The following is a 22,973-nucleotide window of genomic DNA, read 5'->3' on the forward strand; positions in this document are numbered from 1 at the left end:
TGCGCGTTCCCTTACGCGGTTCGCCAAGGGTCCGCAAGGTAGGCTGGACGCTTCTGGTCGATGATGTCGGGCGGCCAGCGGCAAAGCCAGTAGCGTTTTCCCACGGTGCAGCCAGCCCGAGCCGCATATTAGCTGAGCTTGGGGTCATGTCGGTCACTCGTTGTTTGCTGGCGCGCGTTGCGGTCGCCATCGTCCGGAGCGTTGAGATGACACCCTATCAAGAGCGATCAGGAGCCAGCCACCATGACCACCGACCCGCATCGCGCGCGACCCCGCCACCTTCTTCAAAGCCGGGCTGCCTGGGCGCCGGACGGGGGCATCGGCGCCGCAACCGGTCCGGTCGTCGACATGGGCGAGTTCGGGAGTTACGCCGGCCCACATCGCTTGATCGCCGCCGAGAACGCAGGCGAACAGGTACGCCTGACCTGGGATGACGGGGCGACGGCGGATTTCCACCGTCTGTGGTTGCGCGATAATTGCGCCTGCGCCGACTGCCGGCATCCGCAGACGCGGGAGCGTACGGTCAAACTGGTCGACATCGACGAACCCGGCCGCCCGAGCGTGAGCGCGGACGCGGATGGCGCGCTTACCTGCACTTGGGCGGATGGGCACGTGAGCCGCTTCGACCCGAACTGGCTGCGTCAGCGCCGGCCGGGAATGGAGACCGACGCTCAGCCCACGCCACGGCTGTGGACGGCTGCGCGCATGGCCGACGGCCTGCCGAGCGTCGACCATCATGCGGTGATGCACAGCGACGACGGCTTGCGTCAGTGGCTGGATGCGCTGACTCGTGACGGCGCGGCCCTGATCACCAACGGGCCGACGGACCTGAACGAGGTGGTGCGCGTTGCCGAGCGGATCGGCTGGCCGCGCGAGACCAACTTCGGCCGGCACTTCGATGTCGTTTCCAAGCCGAACCCGAACAACGCCGCCTACACTGCGATCCGGCTGGAGCCGCACGTCGACTTGCCGAACTGGCAGCGGTCGCCGGACTTCCAGTTCCTCTATTGCCTGGAGAACGAGGCCGAAGGGGGCGAATCCCTGCTGGTCGACGGCTTTGCCGTCGCCGGCGCGCTGGCACAGGAAGATCCCGAGGCTTTCGAGACGTTGTGCACCTTGCCGATCGACTTCCGTTTCCAGGACAGCGGCAACGACATCCGTTTCCGCGCGCCGGTGATCGGTCGTGATCCCGATGGCACGCTTCGCGAGATCCGGTTCAACAACTGGATTCGCGACGCGCAGCCGATGCATCCGGAAACGGCGGAGCGCTTTTACCGCGGCTACCGCCGCTTCTGGGAGCTGCTGCGTGATCCGCGTTACATGATCCGCTTCCAACTCAAGCCCGGCTGCATGATGGCGTTCGATAACCTGCGTGTTCTGCACGGACGCGAGGAGTTCTTCCCGAACACCGGCAAGCGCCATCTGCAGGGCTGCTACATCGACCGCGATCTGGTCGACAGCCGTCTGCGGGTTCTGGAGCGTAGCTAGCCTGAACCGATTTCTTCGCCGCGGCCGGGACACCGGCCGCGGCGGCTTATTCTGTCTGGCCGCGCAGCCACTCCACGAACCGTTCCGCATCCGGGGCAAGCGGGGCGTTGGTCGGCCAGACCAGGAAGAAGGCCTCGTCGGTCTCGAGCGCGGTGTCGAACGGCGCAACCAGCGTGCCGCGCGCGAGCTGTTCGGCGGCCATGCAAGTGCGCGACAGGGCGACGCCGAGCCCCCGTTCCGCGATCGCGAGCGCGGTGACGGCGGTGTCGAAATGATCGCCCCCGCTGCCGTCGACCGTTGCGCTCAACCCGGCCGCGTCCAGCCACCGTGGCCAGGTCACGCGGAAGCCGATGGTGTGCAACAGCCGGTGCTGGGCCAAGCTGTCTGGCGCTTTCGCCAGGTCAGTCGCCACCGCCGGGCTCGCCACCGGGAAAACGCGGTCGACCGTGAGGCGTTCGCAATGCAGCCCCGGCCAGTCGCCGTCGCCGTAGCGCACCTCCAGGTCGGCTGCGCCGGCCTCGAACTCCAGATCCCAGATCGTCGACACCAGCCGCAGGTTTACGTCCGGCGCCTGGGCGTAGAAATCGGCCAGCCGCGGCGCCAGCCAGGCGACCGCGAAGCCCGGCGTGACGCGCAGGGTGATCCGCTCGCGCCGGACCGGTCCGAACACCTCACGGGTACCGCTGCCGATCCGTTGGAAACCGTCCTGGACCGCGGGCAGATACGCCTTGCCGGATTCCGTTAGTTCCAGCCGGTGGGGCAAGCGGTCGAACAGCCGTTCGCCCAGGTGCGCTTCCAGCAACCGGACGTTCTGGCTGATCGCCGATTGGGTCACGCCGATTTCCCGACCCGCCTGGGTGAACGACATCAGTCGCGCCGCCGCCTCGAAGGCGCGCAGCCAGTTGAGTGGCGGTAGGGACGGCGGATTGGCGGTCATAAATGCCTCCATTAGCCAGGCTTGGGCTCCGGGGCGCACATTAGTTGTTTGGCGGGGGTGCGGCAAAGCGCGCAGGGTCTGCAGCATCGAAGGCGCAGTAACGCGTGGGGTTTTTCACGGACCCGCGCGCCGGCCGGCAACGTTGACACGGGCAGGATCCCGCCTGGTCGGCCGCGCTTGAGCTGCGAAACGCGATAACAACGGGAGGCTTTTAATATGATCCATCATCGCGTCACCACCGGCACCAAGGCTCTGGCGGCGGCGATCGCGCTGTCGCTGGCCGGGCTGGCCGGCAGTGCGGGCGACGCGCGTGCCGAGGGCGACATCCGCATCGGCATGCAGCCCTGGCCAGGCGTCACGGTCAAATCGCAGGTCGCGCTGCAGATCCTGGAGGCGATCGGATATCCGGCGAGCATCAAGGAACTGAGCCCGCAGTTCGTCTACCAGGGCATGAAGACGGACGATGTCGACGTGACGCTGGGGGCCTGGATGCCGGCGCACAAGTCGATGGTGCAGCCGCTGGTCGACGCCGGTGCTGTGCAGGAATACGCGATCAACCTGGACGGCGCGATCCAGGGCCTCGCGGTGCCGACCTACGTTTGTGGCTCGGGCATCGAGACGGTCGAGGATCTGGTCGCCAATGGCGAGCAGTTCGATCGTACGATTTACGCCATCGGCGCCGGCGCGGCGATGACGGAAGCGTTCCAGAAGGCTGTTTCAGACGATTACAAGGGCCTGGGCGATTGGAAGGTCACGGCTTCCAGCGTTTCCGGCATGCTCTCGCAGGTTGAACGGAAGACTCGCAAGGAAGAAGCGGTCGTCTTTCATGGATGGAAGCCGCACTGGATGGCGGTGAAGTTCGACCTCTGCTTCCTGAAGGACGATGCGGACAGCGAGATCGCCGGGCTGGACACCGACGTCTGGACGATCACCGCAAGCGGCTGGGCGGAGTCCAACCCGCAAGCCGCGAAGTTCCTGAAGCAGTTCAAGGTCGATACCGAGACGCAGAGCCGCTGGATCTACGACTACTCGTATGAGGATACGCCGGCTGAGGAGGTCGCCGCCGCCTGGCTGGCGAGCGAACCGGCACAGCTGTCGGCCTGGCTGGACGGTGTAGAAGCCGCCGACGGAACGCCCGCGCTCAAGAAGCTCAAGGCGTCCATGGCGAACTAGGACCGGAGCGCGCAACGGTCTGCGGCGGATCGGTCGACGTGAGGCTGACCGATCCGCCGCAGACCGGGCGCGATGGTCGGCGAACGATATCTTACGGATCGACCCACCGTCGGAGAGTTACCGGCGGATTTGAACAGGAGCCTAATTCATGCGCGCGATCGTCGCCCGCGAGCATGCCCATCGGCTGGAGAAAGCGCTGGCGTGGCGCTTGAACGTTCGTCGCCGTGAACTGCGCGATTGGTTGAAAGTGGGCGGACTCGCAACCGCGATGCTCGCGCTGACCGCGATGTCGCGCGTGGTGTTGGGGTAGGGCGCAGGCTCGCGTTCACGCACCGCAGCAGACCGGCATGGCAGGCCAGAAGCCAGCACAACGGCGATCGCGCCGAACAACGAAGACGCAAGCGCAATAGCAGCAAGAACGACAGCACGCTCTTGCCCGGCGGATAATCGACCTTCGGACTCGCTGGGGCCCGATGACCGGTTATTCGACGATGCGTAGCTGGTCCGCGGCTTGCCGGTTATCGCGGCCGGGGGTCAGCTCGAATTCGATCCGCTGGCCTTCCTGAAGGCCGGGCAGACCGGCGCGCTGCACGGCCGTGATGTGCACGAACGCATCCTTGCCGCCTCCGTCGGGGGCGATGAAGCCATATCCCTTGGTGGTGTTGAACCACTTCACCGTACCAGTCGCCATTGCGCTATCCTCGTTTCTGCACGCTTCTGTCGTCTGTTCTGCACGGTCGCCGAGGGTACGCCCGGGCCGTGTTTTTGATGGCGCGATCTGTCGCTTGACGTGCATTTAGCCGCGCACCTCATCCGTCTGCGGTAGGAACGCCCAGAGGCAGAACTGTCTGGAACGCAGAGGATGACATTCCAGTCAGCGTCGCTCTGCAGCGCTTCCCATGGATGGTTAATTAGGCCTTAACTGTTTTGTGCCGGCAAGCGCCAAAATGGGGCTAAAGCCGCCTTTCGTTCGGGTGCGCGGCATGGGGTCACAGCGATGTCGCGATCTGGCGGGTGTTTCTTCGCATAGGATACAGACCGTCCAGTGACCGGCTGCTAGGATAAGCTGGTGTGATGAACAAACCGGGCCCACAAGCAAGTGGGCCCTTCCGATGTCGTCACCTTTGGGCGCGGTTTTCTGACAAGCGGTGAGGGAAGCTGTCGCCGACATCGGTATTATGGGAGAGGAAGCTATGCTCGACGGGGAGTTCCCGCCGCAAGATGACGACATACGGCTGCGCGCCCGCCCGCAATTGCGGCACAGCGCTTGGGCGAAGGCGAAACTTCGCCTGCTGGAGTATTGGGACTATCCGCCGGCTGCGCTGTTCTGGTTGATCCTGACCGCCGGCACGATCGCGGCCCTCAAGATCGCCGGCCTATAGCCGCAGCAACCGTTCCCGTGACGTTGTCCGGACGGTTGCTTTCCGGCGTTTGACCCGCCGATGTGTAGGGTCGACGTGTTGGTTAGTGTGGCCGGCCGTCGTACTGGCTGTCCAGGATGACCACCTCTTTGGCGCCATGGCCTTCGCGAACTTCCTCGGCGGCCTGGAGCGCATTCTCAAGCGTGGAGAACGACGGGTTCCAGGGCGTGAAGGCCGGCTGCTCGTTGCCGTCCAGCACGGCATAGAGACGGTAACCGTCTTCGTCGTGTCGGATCTGGATCTCGTTGTCGATACGAGTGATCGGCCCGATCACGAACAGCCGCTCGATCTGGTGCTCGGCGTCGGGGAACAACTCGTCCTTGTAGACTTCCGTCTCCTCGATGCCGCAGTTGAAGTGGGCCGCCGTCTTGCGGAACAGTGCTTCGGAGGCCTCGTTATCGGGCGCTACGGTCGTCTCGATGAAGCGCACGTGCAGGCACTCCTCGCGGGTTAGAATCTCCTGCAGCATGCCGGAGGCGATGCCCAAACCCTGGAACTTGTCTCGGACGTTGACCTGCCAGACGAACAGGCGGGTGTGGTCGCTCGGCAGGAGGTAGGCCGTCACCATGCCCGCGACCTCGCCGTCGACCTCCGCCACCACGCTGGTAGCCGAGAAGTTCCGGGCGATCATGAAGTAGGCGTAACCCGAATTGACGTCGAGCGCGGCGGCCTCGTCGACCATCTTCCAGATTTCCGCCCCGTCGTCGACCGAGGGGGTGCGGTAGGTGATCTCGGGCTCGTTGCCGGGGGTCGCGTCGTCGGCCAAGGGCTTGATCCATGTCGGTTAGAAAAGGGGGCGGCGTTGTGCCGCGTGCAGGCACCTTACCATCGGATGACGCTTTTGTCGCGCCGCAGCACGGTAGTGGTCCGAGAGCATTGCCTACGTAAAAGTCTTGTCCTTCGGGATGAGACTGGCAGACGTTGGCCTGTGTGGAGTCTTCTTACCCGTTCAGCACGGCCAGGAAATCGTCCGCATAGCGCTCCAGCTTGCTGCGGCCGACACCCGGAAGGCGGGCGAAGTCGCTGGTTCCGCGGGGACGGCGATGGACCATCTCCAGCAGCGTGGCGTCGGTAAACACCACATAGGGCGGCACGCCGGCGCGCTCGGCCAGGTCGCGGCGTTTGGCCCGAAGGGATTCGAACAGGTCGGCGTCCGCGCCGTCGAGGTCGTGTGCCGGCGATCGCCGACCGCCGGCCTTCTGTGTCCCACGCGATGGGCGCAGCTTTTCCGGGTCGGCGCGCAGCGTCACGGTCTCCTCGGCGCGTAGTACGGGGACCACTTGTTCGCGCGGCCCCAGGCGGAGCACGCCGTGGTTCGCCATATCGACCTTGAGCAGGCCCTGGGCGACCAACTGGCGCAGCACGGAATGCCAGCGCTTCTCCGACTGATCCATGCCCTGGCCGAATACCTGCAAGCGGTCGTGGCCGCGCCGCTGGACCTTCTCACTTGTCTTGCCGAGTAGCACGTCGACGACGTGACCGGCCCCGAAGCTCTGGCCGACGCGGTAGACGGCGGAAAGCGCCAAGCGTGCTGCATGCGTGCCGTCGACCGCCTCCACCGGCTCCAGGCAGGTGTCGCAATTGCCGCAGGGGTCGGTGGTTTCGCCGAAATACGCCAAAAGCACCTGGCGGCGGCAGCGGGTGGTCTCGCAGAAGCCGAGCAGGGACTCCAGCTTGCGCCGCTCGACCAGCTTGATCTCCTCAGGCGCGTTGGAGTCGTCGACCATCCGACGCAGGTTCGCGACGTCGGTCATGCCGTAGACCATAAAGACTTCCGCCGGCAGACCGTCGCGCCCGGCGCGGCCGGTCTCCTGGTAGTAGGCTTCCAGCGATTTCGGCAGGTCGAGGTGGCAGACGAAGCGCACGTCCGGCTTGTCGATGCCCATGCCGAAGGCGATCGTGGCGACCACCACGACCCCGTCTTCGCGCAGGAAGCGGGTATGGGCATTTGCGCGCGTCTCGGCTTCCAGCCCGGCGTGATAGGCGACCGCGTCGACGCCCTGCTTGCGCAGCATGTCCGCGGTGTCCTCCACCTTGCGCCGCGACATGCAGTAGACGATGCCGCTTTCGCCCGGATGGTCGCGGCAGATGAAATCGGTCAGTTGTTTGCGTGCCTGGCCTTTGACCTGCACCCGGTAGCGGATGTTCGGCCGGTCGAAGCTGGCAACGAAGGCGCGGGCGCCGTCGAGACCGAGCTGATGCTTAATGTCTTGGCGCGTGCTTTCGTCTGCCGTGGCGGTGACGGCGATCCGCGGGGTGTTCGGGAAGCGCTCGCCGAGCGCGCTGAGCTGCCGGTAATCGGGGCGGAAGTCGTGGCCCCACTGACTGACGCAGTGCGCCTCGTCGATCGCGAACAACGACACCTGACAGCGTTCCAGTTGATCCAGCAGGCCCCCCAGCAGCAGCCGCTCGGGTGAGACGTAGAGCAGGTCGAGCGCGCCGGAATCGAGATCGCGGCGGATCTCCCGCACCTCTTCAGGCGTGCGCGCGCTGGTGAGCGCCGCGGCGTGTACGCCGGCCTGGCGGAGTTGCTGAACTTGATCGTCCATCAAGGCAATCAGGGGCGAGACCACGACCCCCGTGCCAGGCCGCGCGAGGGCCGGAACCTGGTAGCAGACCGACTTGCCGCCACCGGTTGGCATCAGCACCAGGGCGTCCTGTCCCTGGGCCACGTGATCGACCACCTCGCCCTGCAGCGGCCTGAAGTCCTCGTGGCCGAAAACTGCTCGCAGCACCTCGCGCGGCGCGCGCCAGGCGGCGCCGACACGTCGCCCGTCGGTGTCGGCAAGCGACGGATGACTGGGGTCGGGTGTGGCCTGCAAGGGAGTGAAAACCGATATCGTTGGAGTCACGACGCGGGTGGCGCGCCCGCCTGCGGTCAACGGCGACTCGTCGGGTCGGCGCGCAATGTACCGCCCCTTCAATGCCCGCCCGAGCGCGTGCGATCAAGGTTGGGCGTGGTGACGTCGACCACCCTGGACCGGTCTTAAGTATCGCCACCGACCGAAGGTAACGCCATATCCCAGACCAAAGCCGGATCCCAGACCAAAACCGGATCTGGGCGCCGGCGCATACGAGAGCGGACGAACCAGGACAGCTCACGAGGAGGCCCGCATCATGCTGCGATTCCGACCCTTCGCGCCGTTCCACGCCGTGATTGCAGCCGCGGGCGTGGCGGTGATCGCCGCTGCCTGTCCCCAACCGGTCGCGGCTGCCGAGCGCTTCACAACCGAACGCGCCCAGCTTACCGTCGAGCCGGTCGCCGAGGGGCTTGTGCACCCCTGGGGACTGACCTTCCTGCCCGATGGCGACATGCTGGTGACCGAACGCGCCGGGCGATTGCGCATCGTGAGCCCGGACGGCCGGATTTCGGAGCCAGTCGCCGGACTGCCGGAAATCTGGTCGCGCGGGCAGGGCGGTTTGCTCGACGTGGTCCTGGGGCCGGACTATCCCGAAACCGGGCGGATCTACTTCTCTTTCAGCGAACCGGGTGATGGTGGTGCCAGCACGGCCGTGGCACGCGCGGTGCTGGATCGTGGTGACCTGAGGCTCAGCGACGTCGAGGTGATCTTCCGCCAGCAGCCCAAGAGCGGGGGTGGCCGACACTTCGGCTCCCGCTTGGTATTCGCGAACGACGGCACGCTGTTTATCACCATCGGCGATCGCGGCCAGCGCACCCGCGCGCAGACCTTCACCATCAATCGCGGCCAGGTCATCCGGATCAACCCCGACGGTACGATCCCCGAGGATAACCCTTTCGTCGGCGTGGACGGTCGCTTGCCGGAGGTCTGGTCGTACGGTCACCGCAATCCCCAGGGGGCGGCGCTGCATCCGCAGACGGGCAAGCTCTGGATTCATGAGCACGCCGCGCAGGGCGGCGACGAAGTGAACGTGCCCGAAGCCGGCAAGAACTATGGCTGGCCGGTGATCCACTATGGCGAGGACTATGGCGGCGGCCAGTTCGGCGAGGGAACGCACAAGGAAGGTATGGAACAGCCGATCTACTACTGGGACCCCTCGATCGCGCCGTCGGGCATGGCCTTCTACACCAGCGACCGGGTGCCGGCCTGGCAGGGTGACCTGTTCGTCGGCGCGCTCAAGTACCGGATGCTGGTGCGCTTGGATATCGAAGAGGGCGAGATCGTTCACGAGGAGCGGATGCTGGGCGACCTGCGCCAGCGTATCCGGGCGGTCGACCAGGGCCCCGACGGCAATCTCTACTTGCTGACCGACGCGCGCGACGGCCAAATCCTAAAGGTCTCCCCGACGCCGTTGTACTGAACAGCGCCTTTACCCTTCGAACGGCAAGCGCGCGTCTGTTCTGTGCGCACCGTGGCGGCAAGCATCGCGTGCATGCGGCTGGGCGCTCTATCGTCTTGTCCATCACTTAAGCTTAAGCTAATATGATTGTCTGCCAACGATCGCCTTGCGGCGGCTGCGGCCAATAAGAGCCTGGCCAAAGGCCCTTTAGACAGAAGCCCTGGGGAGGGTAGGCGATGACTCACGTGGCGATCATGGGTGGGGGCATCGGTGGCGTGTCGATGGCCTACGAGTTGCGTCACCACCTCGGCCGGCAGGTCGAGATCACGCTCGTTTCGGACCGCGATACCTTTCAGTTCACCCCCAGTAACCCCTGGGTCGCGGTCGGCTGGCGCACGCAGGAGAAGGTCGAGGTGCCGTTGCGCCCGCATCTGGCGCGCCACGGCATCGCGTTTGTCCCGACCGGGGTCAAGCAAGTCCGGCCCGATGCGAACCGGCTCGAGCTCGCGGATGGGCAGACCCTCGACTACGACTACCTCGTGGTCGCGACCGGCCCGGAATTGGCGTTCGACGAAATCCCCGGCTGCGGTCCGCATGGCGGGTATAGCCAAAGCGTGTGCACCACGCCCCACGGCAAACAGGCTTTCGAGGCGCTGGAGGCGCTGTGCGCCGACCCCGGTCCGGTCGTGGTGGGCGCGGCGCAGGGGGCCAGTTGCTTTGGCCCGGCCTACGAATACGCCTTCGTCCTGGACCGGGAACTCCGCCGGCGCAAGCTGCGCCACAAGGTGCCGATGACGTTCGTGACCGCGGAGCCGTATATCGGGCACCTCGGTCTGAACGGGGTCGGCGATACCAAGGGGATGCTGGAATCCGAGCTGCGTAACCGCGACATCCCCTGGATCACCAACGCCAAGACCGAGCGGATCGATGCGGAAACCCTGCATGTCGTCGAGGTCGACGACGACGGCAAGGACAAGCGCCGTCACGCGTTGCCGGCCAAAATGTCGATGATCCTGCCGCCGTTCCGCGGCATCCCGGCGCTAGAGGGCACGGGCGATCTGGTGAACCCGCGGCGGTTCGTGCAGATCGATAACTTTCAGCGCAACCCGACCTATACCAATATCTACGCGGTCGGCGTATGTGTCGCGATTCCGCCGGTGCAGAAGACACCGCTGCCCTGCGGCGTGCCCAAGACCGGTTTCATGATCGAGACGATGGCGAATGCTGCCGCGCGCAACATCCGCGATCAGATCGACGGCAAGCCGGCCAGTTATGTCGCCACCTGGAATGCTTTCTGCCTTGCGGATTACGGTAACGGCGGGGCGGCGATCCTGGCGGTCCCGCAGACGCCGCCGCGCAACATCAACTGGGCGGTCGAGGGGTGGTGGGCGCACTACGCCAAGGTCGCCTACGAGTGGTACTTCATGCGCAAGCTGAAGAAGGGCATCGTCGAGCCGTTCTACGAGAAGTGGGTGATGCGTCTGTTGGGGGCGAACAAGGTACACAAGGAACCGATGGTCCATCAGCAACCGCCCAGGCAGGCCGCGGAATAGGCCTGCGACCGTTCGTTCGCGCGACTCCGATCCCAAGGGTGCCCGCAGGTCTCACGTCGATGTGACCCGGGCTTCGCCCTTTTCGTGTGTGCTTCCCCTAGGCAAAATAGTTTGAAAACGCTATCATTGTATCTGCACCCGAACGGATGCGGATCTTCCAACCGTACGGGCAGCTAATGGAGAGAACGCATGCAACCGGAAACGCTGGCCGGATTGTTGAGCCATTTGGGCCGTGCAGGCGAGCCGGAGGGTGCGTGTAGCGGTCTGACGAGCGCGCAGCTTTCGGCGTTGCGGTATCTGGCGCGCGCCAACCCGATGTCGCGCACCGCCTCTGCCCTGGCCGCTTACCAAGGGACGACGCGCGGTACGGTCTCGCAAACGGTGAAGGCGCTGGTACAGGCCGGCTACGTCACCCGGACGCCTTCGGACGCCGACCGGCGCACGGTGCGCCTGGATTTGACGCAAGCGGGTTGGGCCAAGCTTGAGCAGGCGCCGAATGATCGGCTGGTCGCTGCGGTCGCCCGGCTGCCGCAGCACCAACGCGCCGTACTCGCCGACGCGGCGATGTCGCTCAACGGCGCGCTTTCGGCCCAGGATTCAGAATGCGGCTTCGGGACCTGCGAAACCTGCAAACACCGGGAAGACACCGACGACGCGCAGGCTGATTATTGCTGCCATTCCGGTTGTGCACTGGGATCGGGGGACCAGGATTGCCTGTGTGCCTCTTACCGGCCGCGCTTCGATCTCGCGGCGGCGTTGCCGACCACAAGCGGGCGAGCGACATGATCCGCCTTCCCGACGGCAGCGTTACCGGCCAGGGAGAAGACGGGGACCTGACGGTGGACGCGCAGGTCCTGGCCCCACGCCTTGGCGTGTCGGTCGCGCAGCTCAAGGCCGAGATGCGCCGCGGCATCGTCTACAGCCGTGTCGAGCGCGGCGAGGGGGCGGATGCCGGCTATTGGCGGATCACCGTCACATACCGGCACCACGCGATGCAGGTGCTCGTGGCCCCGGATGGCACCGCCTACGAGCTGCCGGCAGCCAAACCAGGCGCGGGCATCCGAAACGAACCACCGCTGGTTGCGCTGGCCCGCCGCGCGGGAGGCGAGACCTGAAACGCGCTGGCGGAGAAGGAGACCGGAACCCCGTGCGCACAATGCCATTTCCGCCGTCTGGCGGACACCGACCAAACGACCCGACTGCGGGCCAGCGCCCTCAACAGCAGCAGGTCGGCAACAACCCTAGGCTTCGGAGGCCGCGCAAGATGCCCGACGGCCAGATCATCCAGCAAACGCGCCCGCGGGGGCGCAACGTGATGCTGACAGCTGTCCAGGAGAGCGATCTCCTGACTGCTTGGCGCGAGGGCGGCGATCCGACGGCCCTCGACCGTCTGTTGCGTGCCTTCGAGCCGCTGTGCCGCAAACTGGCCAAGCGGTATGACGGCGCCGCGGAGCGCAATGACCTGCTGCAGGAAGCGCGCCTGGGCTTGCTCGACGCGATCCGGCGGTATGACCCGGAGCACGGCACGCGTCTGGCAACCTATGCCAGTTTCTGGATTCACGAGCGGCTGCGTCGCTATACGACGGAAACGCAGCCGATCGTGCGGGTGCCGCGCAACACCCGGCAGGCGCTTTCGCGCATGCTGGAGGAGGCGGGTCGGGAAAGCACGCCGGAGCAGGTCGGTGACAGTGGGGCGATCGCCCGTACCGTGGCCGAACGCCATGGTGTCGACGAAAGCGTCGCGCTGATGGCTCAGCAGCTTCTCGGCGCGGGTAACATAGTTTCGCTCGATGCCCCGTTGACGGGCGAGGACGGTGATCGCACGCAAAGCCGGATCGACCAGCTGCACGACCCAGCCCCATCGCCCGAGCATCAGGTCGCCGAAGCGCATGATACGCGCGTGCATACCGGACAGCTGATGCAGGCGCTGGGCACGCTGCCGGATCGCAAGGCGCAGATCATCCGTGACCGGCATCTCAGCGACCGTCCGCTCACGCTGGAGACGCTTGCCCAACGGTTTGGGGTCTCCAAGGAACGCGTGCGCCAGCTTGAAACCGCCGCCCTGCGTGATCTGCGCAAGGCGATCGGAACGGAGACGACCCAGTAGCCACGGGGGTGGCGATGATGACGGTGCTAATGACGCTTGAGAGGCGCGCGGGAGGGCGGGCCGCAGCCGCGCTCGGCTAACGCAGCCAGTTCGGGTCGGTTCTGCGGTGTTCCAGCATCACGATCAGCGTCATCACCATGTCGACCGTCACACCGTCGGCTGCCAAGGGTAACAACAGCCGGTCGTAGCGCATGTAATCCCGTCCCGGCAGCAGGGGGTAGACTCGGTCGGAGGTGTTCGGTCGACCTGTTTCGACGACTTCTCGATAGGTCGCCAAGGCCGTTTGCAGATACTCGCCGCGGTATAGCTCTTCGAACCGCTTGCCGGTGGGATCACGGCCGGAGCGGGCCACGATTTCGGTCCCCGTCAAGCGATGGCGGAAGGTAAGATTGTCGTGTTCCCGCAATACGTCGATCAGGGCCAGACGTGGTAGCAGGAAGCGCAGGTCCGCGGGGTTGATGTCGGCGCGGGACGGCAGCCGGTCGCCCTGTCGCTTGGAGCGCCAGTAGTCGTAAAGCTGCCTGTGCTCGTCGTGGCGAAGCTCAAGCTGGGCATCCTGCACGAACGTCATCGCGTCGACCGGCAAGTCGTTCGGTGAATGTGCGGATCACGGGTCATCATGCGCTTGAACTTAAAGAACCATCGTTAGGAATCAAAAGGGTTCGATGGCCTGCCGCATGATTGTCGCAGCTCGGAGCGTTTCTGACGGAGATGACCCGCCGACACGACGTCGGTCCCACGCCATGGCCCGCCGGTTGCAGACGGACATGCCGTGGTGAGTTGTGTATTGTTATGACTAGGGTGAATAAGAAACGTGCATACGATCGGAGAGCAATATGAATCCCCCGTCAAAGGCCTGGCTGCGCTACCGCTGTCAGGAATGCGATGCCGATCTGCCGGGGAATGACGAGGCGCATGATCTGAAGGTGCGCACGTGCCCGAACTGCGGTACCGCCTGTGATATCGAAGGCAGCGCTGCCCGCCGTGGCAATGCGCGCGCAGCCAAGAAGGTCGTGCGCACGGGCCTACGCGCCGTGATGTATCCGTTCGCTTGACCCACGGGCAGGCGCGACAGAGAGACCCGTCGCCTACTCGCGAATGCGGATGAACAGTTCGTCCGGCGCCTCGGCGTCTTTATTGACCGGCGTCACGCGCCAGACCTGCCCGGTGCCCCAGCCGTAATCGAAACTGGCGACGGCTTCCTGCAGCTTCACGGTGATCGGCTGTTTCAGAATCTGGCAGGCCTGCGACTGTGACAGCGCCTTATAGGCCGCCACCCGGCCTTCGTCGGTGTAGATCTCCTCAAACGTCGCGTAAGGCTCGGGCGAGGAGCAGCCAACCTTGGTCGTCTTGGTGTCACCAACGCTGGCGTTCTGGGCCTGCGCCGGAGCGATCGCGAGGGCCGCGAAGGTGGCTGCGATCACCGCGATGAAGCGCTGACGGGCACAGGTGGACGGCTGCATTGTCTATCGGTCTCCCTGAACACGTGCCGGTTCTGTCCAGCGGCGCGGTATGACGCGCCAATCCGGGCTTCGACTTAGGAGTCCTTGGGCCGTGGGCCAAGGGTAAGGCGGGTCAGTGACCGGTCCGTACGCGGCCGACGGCGTCCAGCCAACCGGCATAGCGGCGTTCGCGCTCGCTGGCGCTCATTCGTGGCTCGAACAGCTTGTCGGCCTTCCAGATCTCCCGAATCCCCGCTTTGCCATCGATCACGCCCGCCTTGGTACCGGCGAGCGACGCGGCGCCGAGCGCGGTCGTCTCGATCACCTGTGGGCGTTCGACCGAGACGTTCAGGATGTCGCTCAGACGTTGCAGCAACCAGTCGTTGGCGACCATGCCGCCGTCGACCCGCAGGGCTGTCGGCGCCTCGGCGCCGTCGGCTTCCATCGCCTGCATCAGGTCGCGGGTCTGATAGCAGACGCTGTCCAGCGTCGCCGCCGCGATCTCCGCCGGGCCGGTCTGGCGGGTCAGCCCCAGGATCGCGCCACGCGCGTCGCTGTCCCAGTAGGGCGCGCCCAGACCGACAAAGGCGGGCACCATATAGACTTGGCTCTCCGGATCGGCCTCGCGCGCCAGCGCCTCCGTCTCCGCTGCGCTGGACAGCAGGCGCAGGCCGTCGCGCAGCCACTGCACGGCCGCGCCCGCGACAAAGATCGAGCCTTCCAGCGCGTAGGTCGTGGTGCCGCCCAGCCGGTAGGCGATCGTGGTCAGCAGGCGATTGCGGCTCTGCGGCGCGGTCTGGCCGGTGTTGACGAGCGCGAAGCAGCCGGTGCCGTAGGTCGACTTCATCATGCCTTCGTCCAGGCAGGCCTGGCCGACCATCGCGGCCTGCTGGTCGCCGGCGATGCCGCAGATCGGGATCGACGCGCCCAGCAGGTCGGTTTCGGTCTGGCCGAACTCGGCATCGCACGACCAGACCTCCGGCAGGATCGCCTTGGGCACGTCGAGCAGGGCCAAGAGCTCATCGTCCCAGCGCCCGTGGCGGATGTCGTAGAGCATGGTTCGGCTGGCATTGGTCGCATCGGTGGCGTGCACGCGCCCGCCGGTAAGCCGCCACAGCAGGAAGCTGTCGACCGTGCCGAAGGCGAGCTTACCGGCCTGCGCCTTCTCCCGCGCGCCGGGGACGTTTTCCAGCAGCCAGACGATCTTGGAGGCGGAGAAGTAAGGATCGATCAGCAACCCGGTACGATACTGGATCAGCCGCTCGTGGCCGCCGTGGCGCAGCTTGTCGCATAGCGGCGCGCCGCGACGGTCTTGCCAGCAGATCGCGCGGTGGATCGGTTCGCCGGTCTCCCGGTCCCAGAGCACCGCCGTCTCACGCTGGTTGGTGATGCCGATCGCGGCCACGTCTTGCGCGCTCAGCCCGGCCTTGTCGATCGCCCCGCGCGCGGTTTCCAGCGTATCGCGCCAGATGTCCTCGGCGTCGTGCTCGACCCAGCCGGACTTGGGAAAGTGCTGCGGTAGTTCCTTCTGGGCGTCGCCCAGCATCTGCCCGCGATCGTCGAACAGGATGGCGCGGCTCGACGTGGTGCCTTGGTCGATCGCCAGGATATGGCGTGCGGTGGCCATGGCGCGTGTTCTCCCCGGAATCGTCTTGTCTGTTCTTGTTTGGCCAGTCGGTTGTGTGTGCTGGCCTGTCGTATCGGTCGCGCAGAATGGTGCGCCGGCTCCGCCGGATCAAGCGGTCCGACCTTGAACTCGGGCGCGCGGGGCAGAGGTTAGGGGCGTGCGCGCTACGCTCCCTATCGAAAGATAACCACCTCGTGACCACCACCAACACGTCGTCTCGTGCCCAATCCCGGTCCCGGACGCGGACCCGCGACTTCGCGCGCTGGCTGCTCGATCCGCGCAACCGGCCGAGCGTTGCCGAGATCTACGAGACGATTGCCACCAACGCGCTGAGTGAGACTGGCCTCTACCTCAACCTCGGCTTCTGGCGCGACGGCGTGGCGAGCGTGGACGATGCCAGCAGGGCGCTGGTCCACCTGCTGGGCGAGTCCGCCGAGCTGAAGTCCGGCGACCGGGTGCTGGATGTTGGGTATGGCTTCGGCGATCAGGACGCGGAGTGGTTGCGTGCGTTCGATCCCGCCGAGATCGTCGGACTCAATATCACCGCAAGCCAGGTTGAGACGGCACGGACCCGGATGGAAGAGCAGGGGCTGGCGCACCGGATCGACCTGCGCCAGGGTTCTGCCACCGACATGCCGGTCGCCGACAGCAGCTTCGACAAGGTGCTGGCGCTGGAATGCGCCTTCCACTTCGATACCCGGGACGCCTTCTTCCGCGAAGCATCTCGGGTGCTGAAGCCGGGCGGCCGCTTGGCGACCGCCGACATCCTGCCGGCCTCGCCGGCCAGGGACCCGCTGCGGCGTGCCGTGCAGTGCGCAACCTGGCGGATGACCGCGCGCACTTGGAACATCCCCGCCGCCAACGCCGTGCGCCCCGCAGCCTATGCCCGGCAGCTCAAAGCCGCGGGCTTCACCAACGTGCGCGTCACTTCGATCCGGGAACGGGTCTATGCGCCATTGCACCGCCATCTGGCTCGGCGGTCAGAGCTGTTTCCCGATCTGCCGGTGCCCGCGCGGCTGGCTGCCCGCGCGGCGCTCACGGTACCGCCGGAACTGGCCTACAGCGGGCTCGACTACATCATCGCAACGGCGGATAAAGCTGTAGAATATTAGACTTGGGATTTAGCCTTATCAATAACACTTTTGTGCAGGTCTATTATCTCGGTTATTTCATCTGATTCATCAGCCCCAATATAATCAAAGCTATCAACGGAACTCTCATCAAAATATTTTTTCATTTTTTCTTCTCCCCATTTATCCTTGAGGGCTGCGTAAGTTTCCAAATCTGCGCCGTGCCAAGACCCTCCAAATATTTGAAAATACCTGTCGATATCATAGAGCATCATAGCCGTTCGTAGTATGCCGGTGAAATTGTCCTCTTTTACGTGCTTCGCAATAATACGGAAAAATTCTTCATTGAAAATATGATCTAAATCTGATATTTTATGACATCCGAAATATTTTAATTCTTTGATTGGTTGCGGCCCGATTTCATCGTAATCTATGGAAACAAGTTTGGATATTTTATCGCTGATATATCTTTCTACAGATATAGAATTAATATCTTCGGTTTGCAGATTGGAGTCTTCTCTCAAATCTATATTATTTTTATATTGATCAACCTCAAGCGCAATCTTTGAAAAAGCACCATCGACAATTTCAAGCATGCCCGCATAAAGATTCAACTCGCGTTTTAGATGTCCCGGTAGTTCACCTGAGAATTTATACGCTCTGTCGTGTTGGAGTTCAGCCCATGCATGCTGAAGAACCGTTCTGACTTGAACCTCAAATTTTAAACCGCAAAGACCTCGGTATTCGGGTAGATGGTCACGCCCTTCTCCGAGAGTGCAAACAAAATGAACTGACCTGTACCCTACTCGGTCATCCCCAAGCATATCAGTTCTGTCAAGACTATTGTATTCGTCAACTTCAAAATATTCCTTAATAGTTTGGGAAATCTGATCTATCTGGAACTCGAAGAAAGTTACAATGCGAATACCGGTTAGGTCTGTTAATTGTTTCTCTGGAGATGAGTATCCTTTGCGCTTAATTTTTTCAGTTGCAGAGTTGAGTGTCTTGGTGCGTCCATCTACTTCAATATACTCAACACCCTTTTGGTCGAGAGCATTTCTTATAATACTTTTTGCTTCACCTGTTAGGTTGTTATGTTTTGCCAATAAATTTGTCAGCCATTCCGAGTCTTTCACGCCCACATCCACTTATTGCACCTGAGAATATCGTAGAGAAGTCGGCTTTGGTTGGAAAGTCTACTCGCCTGGCTGCGGCGTGGCGCCCTCCGGCGCGCGGGTGGCCGCCTTGCGATGCTGCGCGCGGCGTTCCAGCGGCTCGACCAGCAGGGTCATCATCGGCGGCACGATCAGCAGCGTGAGCACGGCGGACAGCGCCAGTCCGCCGACCACGACCGAGCCCAAGCCGCGGTAGAGCTCCGAGCCCGCGCCCGGGAACAGCACCAGCGGCAGCATGCCGAACACGCTTGTCAGGGTGGACATGAAGATCGGGCGGATGCGGTTGCGGGTCGCTTCCACGATCGCCTGTGCCGGGTCGTCGCCGACCTCCCGGATCAGGTAGAGCGTCTGGTGGACCAGCAGGATCGCGTTGTTCACCACGATGCCGATCAGGATCACGAAGCCGAGCAGGGTCAGCATGTCGAGCGGCTGGTAGATGAACAGGTTGAGCACCGCCAACCCGGCGATCCCGCCCGCCGCCGCCAGCGGCACGGCGAGCAACATGATCAAGGGGTAGACGAAGCTTTCGAACAGCACCGCCATGACGAGATAGACGATCGCGATCGCCAGCAGCAGGTCCCAGACCATCGCCTCCCAGGTTTCGGTCAGCTTGTCCGCGGTACCGGAGATTGCCAAGGTCACGCCTTGGGGTAAGCCTTCGGCCTGTAACGGCTGGATCACATCGGTGCGCAGCAGGTCGGCGGCGGCCTCCAGCGGCAGCTGCGCGGCGGGACGGACCTCCAGGGTGATGGTGCGCTGACGTTCGCGGTGCCGGATTTCGGTCGGGCCGGCGGTATGGGTCACGCGGCCCAGGCTGTTGACGGGCAGGATCTGGCCATTGCGGGTCACCACCGGCAGGTTGCCGATGCCTTGGGTGGCGGTGACGTCGTCGGTCGGGCCCTTGAGCATCAGGTCGGTGCGCCGGGTGCCGATCGTCACTTCCTCTACGCGCAGACCGTCGTTGAAGGCGTCGACGCTATCCGCCAGATCGCGCGCGCTGACTCCCGCATCGGCCAGCCGTACCCGGTCCGGAATCACGCGCAACTCGGGCGCGCCCAACTCCAGTCCCGGGTTTGGGCGCAGCTGGTTGCCTGCGGCGAAGGGCAGGACCTGGGAAACCTTGCCGAAGGCGCGTTGGGCGGTCTCCAGGATCGCCGGCAGGTCGGGCCCGGAGATGTCGAGCTCGATCTTGCGCCCGCCGCCGATGCCCCGGCCGAAGATCGACGGTTGGTTGATGAAGCCGAAGGTGCCTGGCTCCCGGAACACGGGATCGCGCAGGACCGGGATCAGCTCACCGACCCGCTGTTCCTGCTCGGCGGCGGCGCCGACGAAGGTCTGCGCGCGGGTGGCGACGAAGAAGAAGCGGGAGATCTTGGGCGGTCCATCCGGCTCCGCGTCCGGGCCGGTTTCCGATACCCACAGATGGCGCACGGCGTCCTCGATCTCGCGGGCAATGTCGAAGGTTGTATCCAGGTTGTAGCCGGGCGGCGGAATGATCACGCCCAGCACCAGATTGCGGTTGCCTTCCGGCAGGTATTCCAGCTTGGGCAGCAACAGCCAGAAAGCCGCGCCGGCGGCGATCGTGACGGCCGCGACCGTGCCGGCGGAGGCGACACGGCTTTTCACCAATAGGCGCTGCAGGACCATGATGGCGCGCACGACTGCAGCCGCGGCCGGATCGATCACTGGCAGATGCGCCCGGGTCAGGCTCTCGGGCTTGCGTCCCAGGTGTTCGTGTGGATCGCCGAACCCAAGCAGACGTTGGGCCAGGGCCGGGATCACCGTGATCGCGACGATCAGCGACAGCGTCACCGCGAAGGAGATCGCCACCGCGATGTCGCGGAACAGTTGGCCTACCTCCAGCTGCATGGTCAGGATCGGGATGAACACCATGACGGTGGTCAGCGCCGAGACCAGGATCGCGCCCCACACCTGCGCCGCGCCTTCGTAGGCGGCGTGCCGGGCGGAATAGCCTTTTTCCCGCAGGCGATAGATGTTCTCCAGCACGACGATCGCCGCGTCCACGACCATGCCGATGGCGAACGCCAGACCAGCGAGCGAGATCACGTTGATCGTCCGGCCCAGGGCCGCCATGGCGACGAACGCGCCGACCACCGACACCGGGATCGCCAGCGAGACCACCAGCGAGGCGCGCACCGAGCGCAGGAACAGCAGCAGCAGGATCGCCGCGAACGCGCCGCCGACATAGATGTTCTGGTTCACCAGCGCGATCGCGGAGCCGATGTAGACCGTCTCGTCGTAGACCTGGTTCAGCGTCAGCCCGACGTTCGGGATTGGGCCCCGGTTCAACTCGTCGAGCGCGGCGCGCACGCCCTCCATCGTCTCGATCACGTTGGCGCCGGTATCGCGTACCGCGTTCATGGCGAGCGCGGGCTGCCCGTTGAAGCGGATACGTGCGGTGGGTTCCTTGTAGCCAAAGCGCACGTCGGCGATATCGGCGACCGTCACCCGACCCAGCCGCCCGCCCGCGGCGGTCGCCTCGCCGGCCGTGCGCAGCACCACTGCCTCGACCGCCGCGACGTTATCCAGTTCCCCCTCCGACCGGACGACGTAGCGACGCTTGCCTTCCTTCACGTCGCCGGCGGACACCGCGACGTTCGCGGCCCGGAGAGCCTGGACGATCTCGCTCACGGTCATGCCGTAGCGCGCCATCAGGTCGGGGCGGACGATCACTTCCAACTGCCGTTCGCTGCCGCCGAAGACGTTGATCTTGGCGATTCCCTGGACACGCTCCAGGCGCTCCTGCACCACGTCCTCGACGAAATCACCATAGTGGTGCATCGGCCGGTCGTTGCCGGGCAGGGGCGTGAAGATGAACCAGGCGATCGCGCTGTCGTTGGCGCCGGAGGTGTCGAGCGTCGGTTCCACCACTTCGTCCGGATAGCCGGTGACCCGGTTCAGACGGTTCGCGACCAGCAGCAGCGACTGGCTCATGTCGGCGCCGATGGCGAACTCCAACTCGATCTCCGCCTTGCCGGTCTCCGCCATGCCAGTCATGCGTTCCAGGCCCTGCAGGCCTTTCAGCACCTCCTCTTGACGGGTGACGAGCTCGCGTTCGACCTCGGCCGGGGCAGCGCCGGGCCACAGCGTCTCCACCGTGATCACCGGCTGTCGAACGTCGGGGGCAAGCTGAACCGGGATCGCCTGTAACGCGACCAGGCCGAACATCACCACCATCAATACGGCGGCGATGACCGCAATCGGACGTTCGATCGCCAGGCGGATCGGGTTCATGGCGGTTAAGACCCGTCGTTTGGAGCGTCGGCGTTGCTGTTAGCCGATTGTGCGTCCAGACGCTTTTCGATCCGCAACGGCTGGCCCGGGCGCAGGCGCTCGTTGCCGCGCACCACTGTCAGCGTTCCAGCCTCCAGGCCGTCGACGACCTCGAAACGGCCGCCGATCTCGATCCCGAGCTGTACCGGCCGAACCGCGGCCTTGCCGTCGTTGTAAAGGTAGACGACCGCCTGATCGCCCTGGCGCACGATCGCGTCCTTGTGCACCGACAGGACGTCGCGTGCCTGGCCGATCGGCACGTGCACGGTCACGGACTGTCCGCTTGCCAGGCCGATATCGTCCGCCGTGAAGTCGGGCACGAAGCGCACGGTGCGGGTGCGCGTATTCGGGTTCTCTTCTGGCAGAATCGCGCGCACCCGTGCTGGGCGGGTGCGGTTATCCCCGGCCGTTTCGCCCAAGACAAAAGTCACCCGTGCGCCCGGTGCGAGCCCGGCCAGCCGGCGCGCCGGCACATCCGCCTCGACCTCCAGCGCGGCGTCCGACACCAAGCGTACCAATGGCTGCCCGGACTGGGCGTAAGCGCCCGCCTCCAGGTAGCGGTGCACCACGGTTCCGCTGTAAGGCGCGGTCACTTCGGTCCGCTCGGCCTGGATGCGCGCCAAGGCGAAGTCCGCCTGCGCGCGATCGATCGCCGCGCGGGCTGCGGCCAGATCGGCGCGCGCGATTGCGGCCGCCTGACGCTGATCGTCGAAACGCGCCTGGCTGAACGCCGATGAGCCTTGCAGCCCCTGCAGACGGGCGAGACCTTGTTCGGCCAGCGCCAGGTTCTCGCGGCGGCTGCTCAGTTCCGCGCGCGCCTGTGCCAGCGCCGCTTCGGCCTGGTCGCGTTGGGCGGCAAGAACCGCGTCATCCAACAGCACAAGCGTCTGCCCCCGCTCGATCGTGTCCCCAACCTCCACCAGATAGCTGTCGATCGGCGCGGCGACCCGCGCGGCGACATCACCGGCGCGGGTGGCGATTAAACGACCGATCACCGGGGCGGTCTGCGCCAGCGGCACCGCGCGCACGGCGTCGACGTGCACGCCGGTGGGCCCGTCCTGCGCGAACGCCGGCGCGTGCAGCCCGGCAAGGGCGAGACAGAACAGGGTGGCCCATCCCAACCTCCGTGCGAGACGGCGGTGCGGCGCCTTCACATCCGCTTGTGGAACCAGGGAACGTCTCCCGATCTTAGGGCGCGGCCCACCGCAAAGGCACGCGTGGTCGTCGCCTACGCACTTCCAACTTGCCAGCGCAGTATATCGTAATAAGCGAATTTGACCCTATCACGGATTGCCGACCCTGCTGCGCGTTGACATCGCCCCGTCGGTGCGCTCGGCTAAACGAGGAGCAAGCGGCCAAGCGGCGTCTCGCCTAACCTCACGCACGCTGGACGAAGAGCCGCGGCAATCGGCCGCTGACCATGCGC

Annotated in this window: 21 protein-coding genes; 11 read left to right on the forward strand and 10 right to left on the reverse strand. The window is 64.9% G+C overall.

Annotated features, from left to right (window positions below):
- Window positions 1-243 precede the first annotated feature (243 nt).
- On the forward strand, window positions 244-1,488 hold the full coding sequence (locus RHOSA_RS0110125) for a TauD/TfdA family dioxygenase (RefSeq protein ID WP_081728632.1): 1,245 nt from the start codon (window positions 244-246) through the stop codon (window positions 1,486-1,488).
- A gap of 46 nt (window positions 1,489-1,534) precedes the next feature.
- Here RHOSA_RS0110125 and RHOSA_RS0110130 read toward each other — a convergent pair whose 3' ends face one another.
- Window positions 1,535-2,425 carry a LysR substrate-binding domain-containing protein gene (locus RHOSA_RS0110130; protein WP_027288575.1) on the reverse strand — a complete coding sequence of 297 codons (891 nt, stop codon included), beginning with the start codon at window positions 2,423-2,425 and terminating at the stop codon, window positions 1,535-1,537.
- A gap of 216 nt (window positions 2,426-2,641) precedes the next feature.
- On the opposite strand from RHOSA_RS0110130, the gene RHOSA_RS0110135 reads away from it, so the two are divergent.
- Window positions 2,642-3,598 (forward strand): glycine betaine ABC transporter substrate-binding protein, encoded by a 957-nt coding sequence (locus RHOSA_RS0110135; RefSeq protein WP_051432023.1) that lies wholly within the window; start codon window positions 2,642-2,644, stop codon window positions 3,596-3,598.
- Window positions 3,599-3,746: 148 nt separating this feature from the next.
- The gene (locus RHOSA_RS25125) at window positions 3,747-3,908 is read left to right on the forward strand and encodes a hypothetical protein (RefSeq protein ID WP_156092668.1); all 162 of its coding nucleotides are present in this window, start codon (window positions 3,747-3,749) and stop codon (window positions 3,906-3,908) included.
- 171 nt (window positions 3,909-4,079) lie between these two features.
- Here the strand turns inward: RHOSA_RS25125 and RHOSA_RS0110145 are convergent, their stop codons facing one another.
- Window positions 4,080-4,289, reverse strand: coding sequence for a cold-shock protein (locus RHOSA_RS0110145; RefSeq protein ID WP_027288577.1), 210 nt, complete (start codon window positions 4,287-4,289; stop codon window positions 4,080-4,082).
- Between the two features lie 502 nt (window positions 4,290-4,791).
- Here RHOSA_RS0110145 and RHOSA_RS0110150 point away from each other — a divergent pair.
- Window positions 4,792-4,980: a hypothetical protein gene (locus tag RHOSA_RS0110150; protein WP_027288578.1), complete on the forward strand. Its 189-nt coding sequence runs from the start codon at window positions 4,792-4,794 to the stop codon at window positions 4,978-4,980.
- Between the two features lie 82 nt (window positions 4,981-5,062).
- On the opposite strand, the gene ectA is transcribed toward RHOSA_RS0110150, so the two are convergent.
- A complete protein-coding gene (gene ectA, locus RHOSA_RS24240; protein ID WP_051432024.1) occupies window positions 5,063-5,785 on the reverse strand; it encodes a diaminobutyrate acetyltransferase in 723 nt (240 codons plus the stop codon).
- 175 nt (window positions 5,786-5,960) lie between these two features.
- Window positions 5,961-7,841 carry a DNA helicase RecQ gene (gene recQ / locus RHOSA_RS21775; RefSeq protein WP_081728634.1) on the reverse strand — a complete coding sequence of 627 codons (1,881 nt, stop codon included), beginning with the start codon at window positions 7,839-7,841 and terminating at the stop codon, window positions 5,961-5,963.
- Between the two features lie 295 nt (window positions 7,842-8,136).
- Here recQ and RHOSA_RS0110165 point away from each other — a divergent pair, with 295 nt between their 5' ends.
- The 5 genes from RHOSA_RS0110165 to RHOSA_RS25420 all read left to right on the forward strand — a co-directional run bounded on the left by RHOSA_RS0110165 (window position 8,137) and on the right by RHOSA_RS25420 (window position 12,939).
- Complete coding sequence (locus tag RHOSA_RS0110165; RefSeq protein ID WP_200371983.1) at window positions 8,137-9,300, forward strand: PQQ-dependent sugar dehydrogenase; 1,164 nt, start codon at window positions 8,137-8,139, stop codon at window positions 9,298-9,300.
- 215 nt (window positions 9,301-9,515) lie between these two features.
- On the forward strand, window positions 9,516-10,832 hold the full coding sequence (locus RHOSA_RS21780; protein ID WP_051432025.1) for an NAD(P)/FAD-dependent oxidoreductase: 1,317 nt from the start codon (window positions 9,516-9,518) through the stop codon (window positions 10,830-10,832).
- Between the two features lie 189 nt (window positions 10,833-11,021).
- A complete protein-coding gene (locus RHOSA_RS21785; RefSeq protein WP_051432026.1) occupies window positions 11,022-11,618 on the forward strand; it encodes a MarR family winged helix-turn-helix transcriptional regulator in 597 nt (198 codons plus the stop codon).
- Window positions 11,615-11,947 carry a DUF6522 family protein gene (locus tag RHOSA_RS25415; RefSeq protein ID WP_037256048.1) on the forward strand — a complete coding sequence of 111 codons (333 nt, stop codon included), beginning with the start codon at window positions 11,615-11,617 and terminating at the stop codon, window positions 11,945-11,947. Before RHOSA_RS21785 ends, RHOSA_RS25415 begins: the two co-directional genes overlap by 4 nt.
- 149 nt (window positions 11,948-12,096) lie before the next feature.
- The gene (locus tag RHOSA_RS25420; RefSeq protein ID WP_051432027.1) at window positions 12,097-12,939 is read left to right on the forward strand and encodes a sigma-70 family RNA polymerase sigma factor; all 843 of its coding nucleotides are present in this window, start codon (window positions 12,097-12,099) and stop codon (window positions 12,937-12,939) included.
- Window positions 12,940-13,015: 76 nt separating this feature from the next.
- Here the strand turns inward: RHOSA_RS25420 and RHOSA_RS21800 are convergent, their stop codons facing one another.
- Window positions 13,016-13,510 (reverse strand): PAS domain-containing protein, encoded by a 495-nt coding sequence (locus RHOSA_RS21800; protein ID WP_156092670.1) that lies wholly within the window; start codon window positions 13,508-13,510, stop codon window positions 13,016-13,018.
- A gap of 265 nt (window positions 13,511-13,775) precedes the next feature.
- On the opposite strand from RHOSA_RS21800, the gene RHOSA_RS0110195 reads away from it, so the two are divergent.
- Window positions 13,776-13,994 (forward strand): hypothetical protein, encoded by a 219-nt coding sequence (locus RHOSA_RS0110195; protein ID WP_027288580.1) that lies wholly within the window; start codon window positions 13,776-13,778, stop codon window positions 13,992-13,994.
- 33 nt (window positions 13,995-14,027) lie between these two features.
- Here RHOSA_RS0110195 and RHOSA_RS0110200 read toward each other — a convergent pair whose 3' ends face one another.
- Both RHOSA_RS0110200 and glpK read right to left on the reverse strand, forming a co-directional pair.
- Window positions 14,028-14,402, reverse strand: a complete 375-nt coding sequence (locus tag RHOSA_RS0110200) for a hypothetical protein (RefSeq protein WP_027288581.1) — start codon at window positions 14,400-14,402, stop codon at window positions 14,028-14,030.
- A 112-nt stretch (window positions 14,403-14,514) separates the two neighbouring features.
- Window positions 14,515-16,008 carry a glycerol kinase GlpK gene (glpK, locus tag RHOSA_RS0110205; protein WP_027288582.1) on the reverse strand — a complete coding sequence of 498 codons (1,494 nt, stop codon included), beginning with the start codon at window positions 16,006-16,008 and terminating at the stop codon, window positions 14,515-14,517.
- A 194-nt stretch (window positions 16,009-16,202) separates the two neighbouring features.
- Here glpK and RHOSA_RS21805 point away from each other — a divergent pair, with 194 nt between their 5' ends.
- Window positions 16,203-17,120 carry a methyltransferase domain-containing protein gene (locus RHOSA_RS21805; RefSeq protein WP_051432029.1) on the forward strand — a complete coding sequence of 306 codons (918 nt, stop codon included), beginning with the start codon at window positions 16,203-16,205 and terminating at the stop codon, window positions 17,118-17,120.
- Here the strand turns inward: RHOSA_RS21805 and RHOSA_RS24715 are convergent.
- From RHOSA_RS24715 to RHOSA_RS21810, 3 genes are read right to left on the reverse strand one after another with little or no spacing between them, the layout of a single operon-like run.
- Window positions 17,117-18,214, reverse strand: coding sequence for a GTP pyrophosphokinase (locus RHOSA_RS24715; protein ID WP_169816623.1), 1,098 nt, complete (start codon window positions 18,212-18,214; stop codon window positions 17,117-17,119). The two genes, RHOSA_RS21805 and RHOSA_RS24715, sit on opposite strands and share 4 nt — an antisense overlap.
- A 60-nt stretch (window positions 18,215-18,274) precedes the next feature.
- Window positions 18,275-21,508 carry an efflux RND transporter permease subunit gene (locus RHOSA_RS0110220; protein WP_027288584.1) on the reverse strand — a complete coding sequence of 1,078 codons (3,234 nt, stop codon included), beginning with the start codon at window positions 21,506-21,508 and terminating at the stop codon, window positions 18,275-18,277.
- 5 nt (window positions 21,509-21,513) lie between these two features.
- Complete coding sequence (locus RHOSA_RS21810) at window positions 21,514-22,668, reverse strand: efflux RND transporter periplasmic adaptor subunit (RefSeq protein ID WP_051432030.1); 1,155 nt, start codon at window positions 22,666-22,668, stop codon at window positions 21,514-21,516.
- Window positions 22,669-22,973 lie beyond the last annotated feature (305 nt).

Source organism: Rhodovibrio salinarum DSM 9154, assembly GCF_000515255.1.
Classification (GTDB): domain Bacteria; phylum Pseudomonadota; class Alphaproteobacteria; order Kiloniellales; family Rhodovibrionaceae; genus Rhodovibrio; species Rhodovibrio salinarum.